At 49.8% G+C, this 16,491-nt stretch carries 13 protein-coding genes; all 13 read right to left on the bottom strand.

From position 1 onward, the window contains the following. Positions 1-247: 247 nt before the first annotated feature. Complete coding sequence (locus PP769_RS12485) at positions 248-475, bottom strand: helix-turn-helix domain-containing protein (RefSeq protein ID WP_312640577.1); 228 nt, start codon at positions 473-475, stop codon at positions 248-250. 105 nt (positions 476-580) lie between these two features. Beyond that, positions 581-3,628, bottom strand: a complete 3,048-nt coding sequence (locus PP769_RS12480; RefSeq protein ID WP_312640575.1) for a PAS domain-containing hybrid sensor histidine kinase/response regulator — start codon at positions 3,626-3,628, stop codon at positions 581-583. 3 nt (positions 3,629-3,631) lie between these two features. Beyond that, entirely contained in the window at positions 3,632-4,900 is a 1,269-nt protein-coding gene (locus PP769_RS12475; RefSeq protein ID WP_312640573.1) for a cyclic di-GMP phosphodiesterase, read from the bottom strand. A 305-nt stretch (positions 4,901-5,205) separates the two neighbouring features. Further along, on the bottom strand, positions 5,206-5,553 hold the full coding sequence (locus PP769_RS12470) for an STAS domain-containing protein (RefSeq protein ID WP_312640571.1): 348 nt from the start codon (positions 5,551-5,553) through the stop codon (positions 5,206-5,208). Between the two features lie 381 nt (positions 5,554-5,934). Further along, positions 5,935-6,765 (bottom strand): CheR family methyltransferase, encoded by an 831-nt coding sequence (locus PP769_RS12465; protein WP_312640569.1) that lies wholly within the window; start codon positions 6,763-6,765, stop codon positions 5,935-5,937. Positions 6,766-7,104: 339 nt separating this feature from the next. Continuing rightward, positions 7,105-8,172: a protein-glutamate methylesterase/protein-glutamine glutaminase gene (locus PP769_RS12460; RefSeq protein WP_312640567.1), complete on the bottom strand. Its 1,068-nt coding sequence runs from the start codon at positions 8,170-8,172 to the stop codon at positions 7,105-7,107. A gap of 313 nt (positions 8,173-8,485) precedes the next feature. Next, complete coding sequence (locus PP769_RS12455; RefSeq protein WP_312640565.1) at positions 8,486-9,094, bottom strand: hypothetical protein; 609 nt, start codon at positions 9,092-9,094, stop codon at positions 8,486-8,488. An 80-nt stretch (positions 9,095-9,174) separates the two neighbouring features. Then, positions 9,175-10,002 (bottom strand): CheR family methyltransferase, encoded by an 828-nt coding sequence (locus PP769_RS12450; protein WP_312640563.1) that lies wholly within the window; start codon positions 10,000-10,002, stop codon positions 9,175-9,177. Between the two features lie 176 nt (positions 10,003-10,178). Next, positions 10,179-10,547, bottom strand: a complete 369-nt coding sequence (locus tag PP769_RS12445) for a DUF420 domain-containing protein (protein WP_312640561.1) — start codon at positions 10,545-10,547, stop codon at positions 10,179-10,181. A gap of 323 nt (positions 10,548-10,870) precedes the next feature. Continuing rightward, complete coding sequence (locus PP769_RS12440; protein WP_312640559.1) at positions 10,871-11,410, bottom strand: c-type heme family protein; 540 nt, start codon at positions 11,408-11,410, stop codon at positions 10,871-10,873. 356 nt (positions 11,411-11,766) lie between these two features. Next, positions 11,767-13,575: a methyl-accepting chemotaxis protein gene (locus PP769_RS12435; protein ID WP_312640557.1), complete on the bottom strand. Its 1,809-nt coding sequence runs from the start codon at positions 13,573-13,575 to the stop codon at positions 11,767-11,769. A 41-nt stretch (positions 13,576-13,616) separates the two neighbouring features. Continuing rightward, entirely contained in the window at positions 13,617-15,845 is a 2,229-nt protein-coding gene (locus PP769_RS12430; RefSeq protein WP_312640555.1) for a methyl-accepting chemotaxis protein, read from the bottom strand. 86 nt (positions 15,846-15,931) lie between these two features. Then, positions 15,932-16,474, bottom strand: a complete 543-nt coding sequence (locus tag PP769_RS12425) for a chemotaxis protein CheW (protein WP_312640553.1) — start codon at positions 16,472-16,474, stop codon at positions 15,932-15,934. Positions 16,475-16,491 lie beyond the last annotated feature (17 nt).

The following is a 16,491-nucleotide window of genomic DNA, read 5'->3' as shown; positions in this document are numbered from 1 at the left end:
ATATACCCCACACAACTGAAGACATTGGGAAAAGTACAATTAGACAGAAATGATGGAAAGGAAGAGAAAGGTTTTCAGTGAGGAGGGTATGAATCTAAACATTGACTGAGTTGAAAGTTTTCAATGCCTATCAAAAAATATGTTACTTGCTCATTCCGGGGCATCTTGCCCTCAGAATATGAGCAGGTCATTCCTGTGGCTCCCGGCCCTTCCTCTTTCGAGAGAGTCAAAGGCCCTCAGCGGGAAGCTAATTCAAACTAAACCGGTCCCGAACCCCTTGTTGCGACCCAGCACCGACCATTACCGAATCTCCTCCGGCATTTTGAACCCAGGCTTCAATTTCCTCCCGAACAAAACGCCAGTGTTTTCCAACTTTATGCCCTGGGAGTCGACGTTCTCTCGCGAGCTTGTAGATTGTCGATTTCGGAACTTTCAAAAACGTCGACACTTCACTTAAGGTCAGCAAATCTTTCATTGTGGCACCCTCATTAGAGTTTGGTCTGTAATGTTTGTGGTATCGGACTGATCATGTGAAAACTTGAGACTTCTTCCCGGATAGAGGGAAATTCTGTTCCCCTCTTCAACTTATCTCGGCCTTTGTGCCATGGTCATTCTGTGTACCGCCCTTCCCGAAAGGAATGGATACAGAAGACCGACCATCCTTTTTTCCTTTAAGAACAATCAGGCGATCAAATTCACAGATCAACTGCTTGACCATTCGCTCCAATTCGATCACCGTTGAATCCAGATGTGAAAATGTGGCCGAGACAGCCGTGAGTTCAAGTTCTTCCGCTTTCTTCCTTTCATGCATGGCGTGCACCGCACTCAGCGCACCTTTCATCTGATGAGCGAGCCTTTGGAGCTCTTGACGATTCTGCAAGTGAATGGTTTGATGCATCCCGTTAATCAGGTCAGGGGCTGTGGCATTGAAAATGTCGAACAAGGAATACAGCAATTCTTCATCGCCCTCCAGAACTTGCAACGCGGCAGAGAGGTCATAACGTTCTCTGTCGGCCTGGTACCGGGGCGAAGATCTCTCCTGGTGACCGGTTCCGGACTCTCTGGTGGCAACCGACTGGTTCCCTGTCCAATCGGCAGGGGTATGTGTCTTTGATGAGGACGCGTCCATGCCTTTTGGAGCAAACCCTACCCATCGCCGGAGTATTCCTTCAAGATCTCGTAAATGAACCGGCTTAAAAAGACATTCATCCATGCCATTCTGCAGGCATTGTTGCCCATGCTCGGAAAGCACATGAGCTGTCATCCCAACAATCGGAATATGAAGAACCGGAGGAGAAGCCGAACCATGATGGCGATGCCAATACGCAGCTGGATGAACCAATCCTCCGGCATGTTCCAATTCCCGAATCCGTTGCGTAATGACCAACCCATCCATATCGGGAAGCTCCCAGTCCATCAGAATGCAATCCACAACTGACTCTTTCAACACACTCAAAGCTTGGGCTCCCGTGTCCACGATGGTCACCTGACAGCCAAGTTTTCCTAACATGCCGGCTGCGACCCGTTGATTCACGGGATTATCTTCCACAACCAGCACCGAAGGTCCGGCCTGCTTATTGAGGAAGGATTGCTCGAGAACCTCAATCCCTCTCTGCACTATCTCAACGGGATGTGGCTCGGTTGCTCTTGGTGAATCTGACGGTCCGGGATGGTCCGGTTGACCGAATAGGCAGTGAAAAAATTGCTTTCGGTGCAAGGGAAGCGTGATCATCCCGTCAAACCTCACACCGTTTTCTTCATCGTCCTTGCGATACCAAAATGGCTTCATACCCCAAACTTGAAGCTCATGAAACAGCGAAGAGGATCGCATTCGTTCAAACCATTTCAAAACAGCCTCTTTCTCCAGACGATCACTCAGAATAACTCCCACGACGGAACAATCCGATTCGTGGACACTTTCGTGCAAGGTGACCGCTTGTTGAATGCTGTCGATTTGCACGACCTTGACACCCACTTCATGAAGAAGTTGCGCCATCACCCACCCTGACGATTCCTGGGAACCGATCACCCAGACCTCTTTACCCGCAACCGATATGCCCTCCGTACGTGGGAAATGGGCTGTCCGTGATGCCCGACAGGGAATGTCACACCAAAATGTGGATCCCTGATTTTGTTGACTCTTCACCCCGACGGTCCCGTGCATCAGCTCCGCTAATTGCTTGCAAATCGCTAACCCCAAACCGGACCCCCCAAATTTTCGACTCATGGAACTATCCGCCTGGGTGAACACATGAAAAATCTTTTCCTGAACCTCTTCTGACATACCAAGGCCAGTATCCTGGACCGACAAGTGAATCCACGTCCGAGTCTCGTCGTCGGGATCACCGGAAAGATGATTAAGCCCATCCAGGGAATCATCACACTCGGAACTCGATGGAAGAATTAGCGAACCACGCAGCAGGACCGATCCCTCCATCGTAAATTTCAGGGCATTTGAAAGATAATTACAAAGAATTTGTCGCAAACGATGAGGATCGCCAAACAGCTGGGAGGGCACATCCGGGTCGACATAGGCAGCCAAATCCAGACCCTTTCGATGGGCCCGCTCGGAAAATAAATCAACGACCTCTTCACATAAGGACGTCAAATTGAATCCAATGCTTTCCAGGGCCAATTGACCGGACTCCAGCTTTGAAAAGTCTAAAATATCATTAATGATGGTCAGCAACCCCTCACCGGACATACGGATAATGTTGACACATTCCTGTTGTTCGTGATTGAGAGAGGACGCAAGCAAGACCTCCGCCATACCAATCACTCCGTTTAAGGGAGTCCGAATTTCATGACTCATCACAGCCAGGAACGCTGCCTTGGCTCGAGTAGCAGATTCAGCCTTCATTAACGCCTGATCCAGTTCATGATTTTTCGCTTCCAAGGTATCCGCAAAGGCCGACAATTCCTCTGCGGCTCGCTTTGGTTCGGTGATATCCATGCCATACCCACGAAGTAATCCCAAATCGGCATGGGGAGCGAATGTCCACGAATATTGTCTCTCCCCAACGCTCACTTCGTAATGCATCTCTAAATGTTTTTGTGACAAACAACGCTTAGCCAACTCTAAAAACCGATCCGGCAAAGCCGTGGAAAAGCCGTCCTGACCGATATGGGCTTCCTCCATCAACCGAACCATTGCGGGATTGGCATACAGCAGTTGTCCCGCCGAATCGACTTCAATCACGGGAAATGGATTTTCCTTTGGAATGGATGCTAATCGGCGGGTTTCTTCGGACAATTTCATTTCTGAACTGAGATCTCGAAACATCAGCAGGAATCCTGAAGCCTCCGCGTCATCCACCACAAGGCCCTTCAATTCCACCCAACACCATGTCCCCTGCCGCCTTCGCAAACGAGTCCGCGGAACCCAAACCATCGTCTTTTCAAGCAGTAAGCCTGAAAACGGGCAGAGGGTCGTGCCGTCTTCATCACAGGGGACCAGACATTCCAAAAGGTCATGACACGACACATTCGTGGGACAAGCGGCTCCCCACCCTAACAGCCGGGAGCCGGCTAAATTCATATGGGTGAGTTGGCCCTCCCGATCAACCAGACATACTCCGACCATCAAACCATTCCAAAGGGTCTGGAATAAGAGAGGATTACTCCACATGAGCTAGGAACAAATTTCGCGAAGGTTAATAGAAGGATCTGCAGAATCAAGCACTTTCGTAATCCTCAATTCATACTTTAATTCTGAATGAGTCCCCAAATTTCTTACCTCGGGATTCTTAAGAATCTCGCCGGTGCATGTCCTGAAAATTTTCACTTGCGGTCTCACGCTCATCTCAGGATTCTGCTTTACCACCACGGCATCCTCACCCGTGGAAAGTTGAACAACCGTGCCCACAGGATACACTCCCAACACACGAATCATGGCTTCGACAAACCGCATCGGGAACTTCCCCTTTTGTGCTTCTTGGTAGACTCGCCGAATCACTAAGGCCACAGGAAATGATCCGCCGGCATTCCCCACAGCGAGCAACTCATCAACATAATCGGTAAGTCCCAGTAAAATTCCAGAATCGGAGACCGGTTTCCCCCCTAAAATAGTTGAATACCCTGAGCCATCCAGATAGGCATGATGCTCCTGCACCATATGGACGATATCCTGTGAAAATTCAGAATGCTTATTAATCAGCGCCACTCCCATATCGACATGTTGCTGCAACAACGAATAATCAATCCCAATACTCCCCCATCGTGACTGAACCAGGTTGAGAGGCAGCCGCATATAGCCGACATCATGTAACAACGCGGCGACCGCGATCTCTTCAAGTTGCGTCACCTCCCACTTGAGTTGGAGGCCAACTAGAATCGACAACAAGGCGGTATCAACAACATGCGAGTAGAGGGTGGGGTCAAACTGTTCAAGATGCTCAATGAGAATGATCTCGGCAAGCACGGTAGGGTGGGCTAGGGCTTTCTCCACAAAGGCCCTGGCCGTCTCCTGCATGGCGACATGAGGAATAACCTGACCCGTTTTGACGCCTTCGAACATGTCTTCCAAGGCCGCAATCGTATCCCCGCGCAACCGTATTAACCGTTCTTGATGGCCATCTTCCAGTCCATCTTTACTCTCTGGAGAGTATGACGAGGACTCATGCCTGAAAGATTCATCCTGATCGAAAGGCGTCTTTGACTGCGAATGACACTCAAGGGTGTCCTGGACCGGAAGGGATTCTGCATCGGTCGGCACATCAAGCCCCTTGGCAGTATCAATTTCGACTTCATGAATGCCGGACTGGAGCAATTGCTGCACATCGTGGGAAGAAAGCAGTCGGCGGTGACGAAAGAACGGCGACTTCCACCAGGAGTCGAGAATTCGAACCAAATACATGCCGGCACATATCTGTGAACAGGCAAGACGCTTTCGAGTGATCATAGATGAGGACGCTCCGCAAAAAAGGATCTTCCTTGAATGGTTGAAGCATGAAAGGTCAGCCGAATTGCCCGCCCCACCCCTAAACCTTCCGACAGACGCCGGCATTCCCGGCATTGTTTTTTAAGAATCCATCTTCGCTTTTCCGGATGGATTCCCGCTACCCACCGGCGGAGATAGTAGAAAAACGTTGTCATTGGTTTCACGTCTTGCCCATACCTCTCACGCTCACCTCTTCCGTTTCACAATCCATATCACAGTTCAATGGGTGAGGGAGATAATTCAGGCCGGAAAAAGGGAAATACTGGTTATACCTTTGATGACACAACCGCCATTTGAGGAACCTCACCAATTGTCTGATAAATGGGGATCATTTTGGCGACATTGGCTAAATCCAAAACCTGGCGAACATACGGTTGGGGATTCACCAGACTAAATGGGATTTTTTTACTTTTAAGAGTTTGATGGGCAATCACCAAAATACCCAAGGCGGAACTATCCACAAAGGATACCTCTCCAAAATCTAAGACAATCGGCAACTCTTCCTTCATTGCCTCTCCTAAACTGTCTTTAAATGTTTTTCTTGCGCCAAAGTCGAACCGTCCCGCCAGATGCACGACCACGACATTTTCACTCTTTTCTTGCGTAACATTCATATACTCCTCCATGGTGTATGCCAAGAAACCTCCTTGACAATCCTGTGATCATCCAACTCACCTTATCGGTGAGAATTCGCAAAGAATTAAACACTCCTGCATAATGGCTGTAGCGTCAGAATGATTTATTTCCTAACAGTGAAGGACCCTGCGGTTGGCGCTGGCTTGGCATCATGCCGCCATAGCTTTCTCTACCCCCTCACCATTTGTTCTCAGAACCACACAGAGCAAATCGGTCATGAGCAAGAGAGCCGTTCGCGCTGCGGCAGTCGAATGTGATCCTGATTCTATCGAGGTTTTACAATGAAACGTATTGAAAGGTTACGCCCACCAACTGGCGCAATTCGAACCGATCAGACCATAAAAAATCCTCACCCTCCACTAATCCTTCTTTACCCGGTACACGGACGTGCCGCTCACCGGAACACGCTCAAAATGATCATCCACGGCCAACGTCGTTTCCGTAGCTCCGAGAATCAAATACCCATGAGGGGCGAGAATGCCTCGAATCCGTCGAAGAATATCTTTCCTGGTCTCCAAATCGAAATACATCATGACATTCCGCACGAACACCAGATCCATTGGCGGAAGAACCGGCCAAAGACCGGCCAAATTCATCTCATAAAACTCGATCCTGTCCCGCACATCATCACGAATCTGCCACTCCATCCCTTGCCGTGAAAAATAGGTATTCAGCATAGGCGGAGAAAGACCCCGCTGGACTTCGAATGGTCCATATCGGCCTTCCTGACCACGTCTGACCATTTCCGGAGAAAAATCAGTGGCAATCAAACGAATATGCCAGGACGTCAGTTCCGGAAAATGGTGCAAAATCGTCAGGAGAATTGAATAGGGTTCCTGTCCGCTGGAACTGGCCCCGCACCAAATATGCACACGCTTGGTATCCCTATTTGTTTGAATCACTTCCGGCAGGAGCCGGTCTTTTAGTGCTTGAAATGGAAGGAGGTCTCGAAAAAAACTTGTTTCGTTGATGGTCATGGCCTCTACAACCCGCTTGTGTAATGGGCCATAGGAAGTCTGTCGGAGGTGAGAAACCAGATCAGCCATTGATCCAAAGCCTTCCTGTTTGGCAAACGGCTCAAGACGTGACTGCACAAAATAGATTTTTTTCTGCTCCAAAACCATGGCTGCCTGCACCCGGACCAGATTCCGGATATACGCAACATCTTCAACGGTGATTTTTGGGACCACTATGCACCTACTGGTAATAAAGCTAATAAGGAAACGAATGAATTCGCACGTTCAAGGTAAGCTCCTCGATTAAAGCTCATACACCGGAATGCACATCTCCCAGAGCTGCAGGATAGGTGCAACCCAGAGGCAGCATATCCTCTATGGAAATTCAACAAAGCCAAAAAAGAGGAAGAAGATAAGGGCTCCCAAGTTATAGGGACAGGCCTCAATGACCTCCCCATGGCGAATTGTACAAAGACAAGAGTTCAGCCCCACGATGTCAGGAGAATCATAAGGACCGTCAAAAAGGCAATCGTTGGCCATGTCTCGGGACCTTACCTACCCGGGAGGCTCCCCTTAACGCGGATTCAGCATTTTCAAATGAGCCAGCATGGCCGCAGGAATGTCGTGTAACGGAAGAATTTTGTCGACTCCTCCAGCCTTGATGGCCTCTTTTGGCATCCCAAAAACAACACAGGATGCTTCATCCTGGGCAAAGTTAAAGGCTCCGGCCTGTTTCATTTCCAACATACCGGCAGCGCCATCATTGCCCATGCCGGTCAGAATCACCCCAAGACTATTCCCCCCGGCAAACCGCGCGACGGATCGGAACATGACATCTACTGAAGGACGAAAACGGTTGACCGGTGGCGCTTGATTGAGAGAGACATAATAGCGGGCACCGCTTCGGCGAAGTTCCATATGATAATTTCCCGGCGCCAGCAAGGCCTGTCCGGGTAGGACGCTGTCACCTTCCTGAGCTTCTTTCACCTGAATCTGGCATAGGTCATTCAGCCGGTTCGCAAACGATTTCGTAAATTGCTCCGGCATATGCTGCGTCATAATTATGGGTGGAGTATTCGGTGGCAGCACTTCCAACAATTCCCGAAGCGCTTCGGTCCCACCCGTGGATGCCCCAATGGTTATAATCGTGTCAGTGGTTTTAATCATCGCGGATTGAGCAGCCAGGGCTTTAATCCGTTCAGTGCAGTCAGCAGGGGGAGTTCGTTTTTTCACGCTGGCTAGGGCGGCGATCTTCACTTTGCTGATAATTTGATGAGCTAAGTCCGAGAGCCCGTGCTGGATATCCACTGTGGGCTTCGTCACAAAATCCACAGCACCGGCTTCCAAAGCCTGTAGCGTCGTCGCGGCTCCTTGTTCAGTTAACGAACTCACCATCACCACCGGCATCGGCCGCGCGGCCATAATTTTCTGCAAAAAGGTGAGTCCATCCATTTTTGGCATTTCCACATCTAATGTCAGCACATCAGGATTCAGGGCCTTCATCTTATCCCTGGCGGCATATGGGTCAGGAGCCGTTCCAACCACCTCAATTTCAGGATCTTGCGCTAAAATTTCCGTCATGACATTTCGAATTAACGCCGAGTCATCAACAATCAACACGCGTATTTTTTTCTCATTCATACGGTTCCCCTCTGTGACAAAATTATTCCCTACTAAAGGAGTGAAAAGTCAAAAGCGAAAAAAACCCACCCGCAGACTTTTAGTCCCGGAACTCTTTTTTCCCCTGCCTTGACTCCTTACTGCGCAAACCCTTCTTCCTTGCACCTGCTTCGTCATGCCCGACAGGTCTCCTCGGGAAACCATCTTAGCCATTTTTGAATGGATACCCCCAAACCACCTGCGGATAGGACGAAGGGTGCCTTTTCTCTTCATGCCTTACGCTTTTCCCCTGCCCTTTTCCCCGAATGTGCACCCTTAGCGTCATACTCTTTCCTCAAAATAGCGTAACGTCCGCTTGCACAGGAGCATGTTGAAGCTTCTTCCGATACTGCCCCTCCTCCTTCGCAATCTCACTTGCCACGATACGGTCGAGTTTTTTCATGAGCACTTTCCCCGAATCCGTGAAATAGTATACCTTCCGAGGACAGACATCTCCGACATCCGCTTTGATAGGCGACAGACCCTCCTGTTCCAAAAAGGCAAGAGCCCAAGCGGCATTTTGGGCCCCAATATCAATGGAGCCATCATAAATTTTCCCACCGCCGAAGACCTTCGCTTCGAGTCGCTCCTTTTTTCCGCCTCGCTTGAAAATATCGTTCATCAGCATTTCCATGGCAAAACTGCCGTATCGTCCCGAATCCGCCCAATTATCGTGTCCTTCAGTATTGGAAGGAGCCGCTAACATGAAATGATTCATCCCTCCCACGCCCGCCAGTGGATCCCGCAAACACACTGAGATACAGGAACCCAACACCGTATAGATGACTTTGGGCTCCCGGCTCACAAAATATTCACCAGGGAGAATGACGGCCACTTCATAAGGAAAGCGGGTATCCTGCATGCGGCGTATATGTCCAAATTCCATCAATCCTGTCGATGACATAATTTCCTTACCTTAAGGAGTAAAACGTCAGGTACAGGAGAAACGGGTTGAATGTTATCTTCTTCACTTCTTACCCCCCTTTACGCCTGACTATTCACGCCGACCGGTTTTTGATAAATGGTTGGGCGCAGATACGTAAATTGATGGTCGATCCATTGCAAACTTTCTGAATGTCCGATAAATAAATACCCCCCCGGCCGGAGGTACCGGAAAAACTTCTCCATGAGCCTGGCTTGGGTGGGGCGATCGAAATAAATCATGACATTCCGACAAAAAATCACATCCAGTTGACTGCGTATGGGAAATGTCGGGTCCATTAAGTTTATCCGTCGAAAGGCAACAAGACGCGCGACCTGAGGGCGCACCTGCAGTTTCCCCGCTTGCGGACCTTTCCCTCGGAGAAAATGTCGTTTCACCAGATCATGGGGAAGTTGACTGACCCGCTCTTCCTCATAGATACCCGAGGAAGCCTTGGCCAACACCCGCGTAGAAATATCCGATGCGAGAATTTTGATGTCCCATCGATTGATATCGGTAATCGCATCAGCCAAGGTCATGGCAATTGTATAGGGTTCCTCCCCGGAAGATGACGCAGAAGACCAAATTCTCAGGATCTTGGACGATTGCACCTCAGGAAGAACCTGATCTCGAAGAAAATCAAAATGCACAGGCTCCCGATAAAACTCCGTCTTATTCGTCGACACCAGATCCAGCAATTTGATCAACTCCTCTTCCCCGCCTTCCCCGCTTACACAATCGTAATAAGCCTGATAGGAAGACAGGTGAAGATCCCGAAGCCGTTTTCCCAAACGAGACACCAAGAGGGTTTTTTTTGGCTCATCAAGTTTGATACCAACCTGCTGATAAATCAGATGCTTAAACAGTTCAAATTCTTTGTCAGTCAACATTGCCGTCATCATCTTGTCCTTTATGGTCAATTACACCAACGTCACCAGTGAGGGAGCGGGTAGTGAAGAGAAGGGCATGAACAGTCAGAACTTCCCTTTCGACTTAACTCTCACTCTTTACCCCTCACCATTCCATCCGCTGGGAACTAATCACACAACATCTCATAGATACACTGTCAGAAGGTTTCATCCAGACAATGGTGAGAGTTCCCTCCCACCATCTCTCCAACTCTCGTTTCATATCGAAGTTTCCGGAGTCCAACCCCCATATTGGTGGTTCCCAATCTTATAGTGGTCATCGCAAGGCCGGTATGCACGAGAAGATCCGGTATAAATAGAGACCTATATTGCTCGACGGTTCCATCAAACCGATCTCGCCCGACCAGCCATTGTGTGGTTACATATGCCACCAGGCAAAGACCTACCTGATCGCAGGCAACCATCATCGAATTTCTGTCTTCCGTCGCATCATGTCGGTTGGCAGCACGGATTCCAAATAGCGCCAGACCATAGGCATGGTCATTCCGACCGGAAGCAAATTTCATAAACGTTTGTTGATGTTCATATTTTCTGCTTGAGGATTTTCATTCCAGAGGACCAATGAAGTGAAAACATTCGGTAAGGAAGATAAGAAATATATTACCTCATGGGGTGTAAAAGGATAGCCTATTCACGTTACCCGTTACCCTTCAGTCTTACTTCTTTCCCTTTTTCTTTTCCATTTCATCTTATCGGCACACCTCTGAACGAATTAAATGACCGGAGATACTATTTCGAATATGGGAACTCAGGATGGGAATAAAAAAAGGCGGGGAAGGTTGTTAAACCCTCCCCGCCTTTTCTCAAGACGATTAGTCTTAAAATGAATTTATTTCAGTCTGACAACAATGGCTCCCATAAAGTCACCCTTCTTCCAATCTTTTTTGGTCGTCTTAGGGTGTTTGTTATGGCAATCGGCACAGCTGTCCGCGATCGCATAATCGGCGGACATGCCAACGGTCGCCCCGCCATCTTCCGTCACAATCACTTTTTCTTTTCCTTTGGCTAATTCTGCTAACATTTCTTTTTCTTTTGGACTCTTGGGTGCATTGGAGGCATACAAGGGATCGGTTCCCACCAAGGACAAATCAAATTCTTTCAATTCCTTTCCAAGTTCTTTCACGAATTGAGCAGGAAGCATCATGGCGTGGTCATCCTTCACCCAATCTTCATCGGGTTTCATGCCACCTTTGCTCGCATCGGCCACCACACCCTTGACGTACACCGTTCTGGCAGCCTTAGCCGTTGCCAGGATGTACTTCGCCGCCAATTCCTTGGCCGCATCTGCGGCTTGGCCCACCGGCACCATCAGGGCAAGCCCGAACATGAAGACGACAAACATCATTGCGAATGCAGCCCATCTTCTCATAACAGCCCTCCTCCTGTGAGTGTTGAAAAACATGACGTGAACAACTCAAACCTACTTCTTCGGCGCGTTACCCTAGCCGACATAACCAGGAACAGTCAATATAAAAGAAACTCTGCCACTCCTTGAGAGGGCTTCAAATCCGAGAAATGAAGAGTGAAGAGGCCCCATTTGCAGAAGCCAAATTCAAAATCCAAAGAAACGAAAATGACAGAATGAAAATAAAAAAGGGATGGATCAGGAGAGAGGAAGGAAACTCATGGTCAGCGACAAAACAGGAAAACGCAGACGGAAAAACCCTTTGCAAGGCGGAAGGCGAAGAAAAATCTTTCGCCTTCCGCCTCACGCCTTACGGTTCCTTAGAATTCTTCAAAAAAATCATCACCGGACTTTTTATGCCCGTTGGACGCCGAACTCCCAACACCCACAGTAACCTCTCTTTTATTAGGAGAATGCTTTCCCTGAGCTGTACCGGTAATAGACGAGACCGCACGAGAATATTGAGGCCCCGATCCGCCGGTCGATTGAGGGTGAACAGCTGCGCGGGTTTTTGCTGTGATCTCCGAACGTTGAGACCCGGACTCAGTCTGGACCTTGAAAAACTCGACCTGCCGCAACAGATCCTCAGCTTGTTGCGCCATGGACTGGGACGCTGAAGTCGCCTGTTCCACCAAGGCCGCATTTTGTTGTGTGCCTTGGTCCATCTGCATCACCGCCTTATTCACCTGATCGATCCCCGCCGCCTGCTCCTGAGACGCCGCACTGATTTCGGAAATAATATCCGTTACCCGTTTGACCGAATTCACAATCTCGGCCAGCGTCTGGCCCGAGCGATTGACCAACTCACTGCCACCCCCGACTTTTTGCACGGATTCGTTGATCAGCGTCTTAATCTCTTTGGCGGCCGTGGCCGAACGTTGCGCCAGATTTCTCACTTCCGAGGCCACTACGGCAAAACCTCGTCCCTGCTCGCCCGCCCGTGCCGCTTCCACGGCGGCGTTTAACGCCAAGAGATTTGTTTGAAACGCGATTTCGTCGATCACATTAATAATATCCGCGATTTTTTTGCTGCTCTTATTAATTTCATCCATGGCCTCTACAGCCTTGTCCGTGACCGCGCCACCCTTCTCCGCCACTTCCCGGGCGGCCACCGCCAATTGGTTCGCCTGCTTGGCGTTATCCGCATTCTGTTTAATGGTAGAGGTCATCTCTTCCATGGACGCACTGGTTTCTTCCAAGGCTCCTGCTTGCGCCGAGGTACGCCCGGCGAGATCCGACGTACCCGCATTAATCTCGGAAGTGCCGGTCGTAATACCGGACACTGCGGTTTTTACAGATGCAATCACTTCACTCACCCGGTCAAACATCATATTAAACGACTCACTGGTTCGGCCGATTTCGTCCTGACTATTCACGCTGGCTCGACCGGTGAGATCTCCTTCCCTAGCTCGCACGGCCATGGACTCCAGACTCTTCATCGGCTGGACCACCAACTTCGCAATCATCAAATACAACAGCCCCATCATCAAGACACCCACGGCCAGAATCCCCATATACATATTGCTGAGATTTTCTTGTAATTGTGCCGCGGGGGCATCCATTGGAATCTGTACTGATACCGCTCCTAACATATCCCCGATTCGTTTTCCCTCATGACAGCCGATACAGGCTTGAGCGGTCGCGAGATCCGGAGTCGCACGGCGGAACATCATTTTCCCATTCACGGTATCGTTTTTGGTAAATTCTTTTTGGCCGCTCGCGAGGGCAGCAAGGGCTTCTTTCTCAAAGGCATCTTGCGGAGCATTTTTGGGATTCAGGGGCGTGAGACTCACGATCCTGGCATTAAAGACGCCTTCCTCAGCTAAGAGTTCAGAGGTTTCACGAGCAAATGTGGCCGGAAAGGGAATCGTATCGGGTGCACTATGATCCACGCCGGTATTCATTCCAGCCGCCTTGGCTTTCACCACAAACTCTTTGGTCACATAGGCACGAGTCACCTCGATTTGTTTTTGAACAATAAACGCCTGATCGGATAAGACCCGTTCAAGATCCGAATGCAACTGCTGACCGAGCAAATATGCTCCCGCAGCCAGCAACCCCGAGAAGACCACCATAATAGTCATCACCACTTTTGGACCAATGCCTATTGAATTCCAGACTTTCCCCATGCGACCTCCTAATTTCCCTGTTAAATAATCAGACTGGTTTACTAAAACTCTTCGAAAAAATCGTTCTCACGTTGACGGCGATCATGGCCATTCGAGCTGCCCACGCCAACCGGTTGAGACTTAGCCGTTGATTTTGGAGGAGAGACAGCCTTCACCGATTGTAATGGCTGACTCACAGCGGAAGACTTTTTGCCGATTGCTAAGGCAGACGTGACTCCAGATCCGCGTTGTCCCCCTGCAAACTTCCGATGTCCTGTTTCTTCTAACTTAAAAAACGCGACTTGATTCAAGAGTTCCGCTGCCTGCTGCTTCATGGACTGCGAAGCCGACGTGGCTTCTTCCACCAAGGCCGCATTCTGCTGGGTGCCCTGATCCATCTGCATCACCGCCTTATTCACCTGATCGATCCCAGCCGCCTGCTCCTGGGACGCCGCACTGATTTCGGAAATAATATCCGTCACCCGTTTGACCGAATTCACAATCTCGCCCAGCGTCTGACCTGAGCGATTGACCAACTCACTGCCGTCACCCACCTTTTGTACCGATTCATTGATCAGGGCCTTGATCTCCTTGGCAGCCGACGCCGAACGTTGCGCCAGATTCCGTACTTCCGAAGCCACCACCGCAAACCCCCGGCCCTGCTCGCCAGCCCGTGCTGCTTCCACCGCCGCGTTGAGTGCTAAAAGATTGGTCTGGAAGGCGATTTCGTCGATCACATTAATAATATCCGCGATCTTCTTGCTACTCTTATTAATCTCATCCATAGCCACCACGGCCTTGTCCGTGACCGCCCCACCCTTCTCCGCCACTTCCCTGGCGGCGACGGCTAATTGATTGGCCTGCTTGGCATTATCCGCATTTTGCTTGATGGTGGATGTCATCTCCTCCATCGACGCGCTGGTTTCCTGCAAAGCGCCGGCCTGGGCCGAGGTGCGTTGCGAAAGATCTTCATTGCCTTGGGTGATTTCACCTGACGCGTTGGAGACATGCTCCGCCGCTTGGCGGACTTCAGACACCACCTTCACCAAATTATCCAACATGGCATTCATCGCCTTACCCATGTTTCCCAATTCATCATGGGATGTCACGGTGACGCGTCGACTCAAATCTCCGTCAGCCGCCCGTTGGGCCACCTCACTGATGTGAATTAGACTCTTTGCCCCGCGACGCCCAACCCACAATCCGACGACCAAAATCAGAACCAGACAAATAATAGCGGTCATGGTTAAATTTCGATTGAAGTCAATGGCCGCAGCCGTAGCTTCGGCTTTAGGAACTCTAACGAGGACCGACCAATTCATCCCCGGATAGCCCAAAGCGCCTTTCAGATGTGTATATCCATTCATTTGCCAGATGTTCTTCACGTCGTGGAGGGCCAATTGATAGCCTGTTTTCCCGGCAACGGCGAATTTTGCGCTTTCTACTCCAGCTTCGGCGAGATTGAGTTTAAACAACGTGTTTTCAAAATCATGGGTCATGTCCTCTGTGCCCTGATTGGAAGGATCATAATCCACAAGAACCTGTCCGTTATCGCCGAGCAGTGAAATTTCCGATCCTGCCCATCCGGCCCCTTTAAGCTCTTGATACGCGGTTTGTACGATTTCTTCTACCAGAGAAAACTTGACCCGATTGCTCCAATACCCGATCAGATCGCCATCCACATACACCGGAGCAGAAAAACCCAAGGTTAACCCGTCATCTCCCGAATACACCGATTTCACATCTTCATCGACATGGACGTCTTCAATGAAGGTCCCGGTCGCCGTATCATTGCCGGGAGCGGTAAAGGGTTGTCTGGTGGTAAATTCTTTGGCTTCCATCGCCTTAAACCACGGGGCGTCCGAATATTTTTTGGAATAAATTGCCGTGGTGTCGATCGGATTCCCTTTTGCATCCTTGGAGTTCACGGCCATAACATCTCCAACCGGGTCTACCAATATCGTCAAATAATAAATCCCGGATGTCGCCACGTATTGGTTCATCGCACTCGCAATGGCATTATTCTCCTTGCTATACCAATGGTAGCGCTCACCCACGATCCTGTTCAGTCCGAAGGATTGAGGATCCCCATACCGTTCGAACAAATTCCGGTCGATATTATTCCCGATCGTCTCCGCCATGGCTTGCACACGCAGACCGGCAGCTGTTTCCATTTCCCCGGTAGCCGAAAACCCTAAGTACCCCACCGCGGCCATCGGCACAATGCCAAAGATGGCGAACAACAGCACCAACTTGGTTGCAATTCCCAAACTGAAAATTGTGTTCACCATCCTGTTCATAAAATCCTCGCTGACTTCATTAAAGTTGTTGTTCGCCCCCGGTGAGCCAGACCATCCATGGTCTCTTTTGTTTCCGGTCAGGCATGGACCTCAGCTTTTTCTTCCACGTCTTGAATGTTTTCCACGACGATTACTTCCTCCTCCGTGAGAACCCGATCAATGTCCAACAGGGTCACTAAGCGATCCTGGGCATTCCCAATGCCGGCGATAAATGTGACATCGACCGAGGTGCCCATGTCCGGAGGGGCCTGAATATCCTTGGCATTCATATCCAACACATCGGACACCGCATCGACCAGAAAACCCATCACACGTTTCCGGACATTGACCACAACCACTACGGTGAACGACGTGGGTTCGGTCACTCCCATGCCGAATTTCATGCGAAGATCCACAATGGGCACAATTGTGCCACGAAGGTTGAGGACCCCTTTAAGAAAATCCGGGGTATTGGGGATCCTGGTCACCGTGGTGTATCCCTTAATCTCCTGCACTTTCAGAATATCCACTCCGTAATATTCATCCGCCAGATTGAAGGTCAGATATTGTTGATCGTCCCTGGCATACGTCGTTCGAATCGAGCGTTGTTCTGTCGGTTCAGCCGTCGCGGTGGTCATCATTAGACTCCTTTGTCATG

Source organism: Candidatus Nitrospira allomarina (assembly GCF_032050975.1).
GTDB classification, from domain to species: domain Bacteria; phylum Nitrospirota; class Nitrospiria; order Nitrospirales; family UBA8639; genus Nitrospira_E; species Nitrospira_E allomarina.
This window is presented reverse-complemented; position numbering and strand designations above follow the sequence as displayed.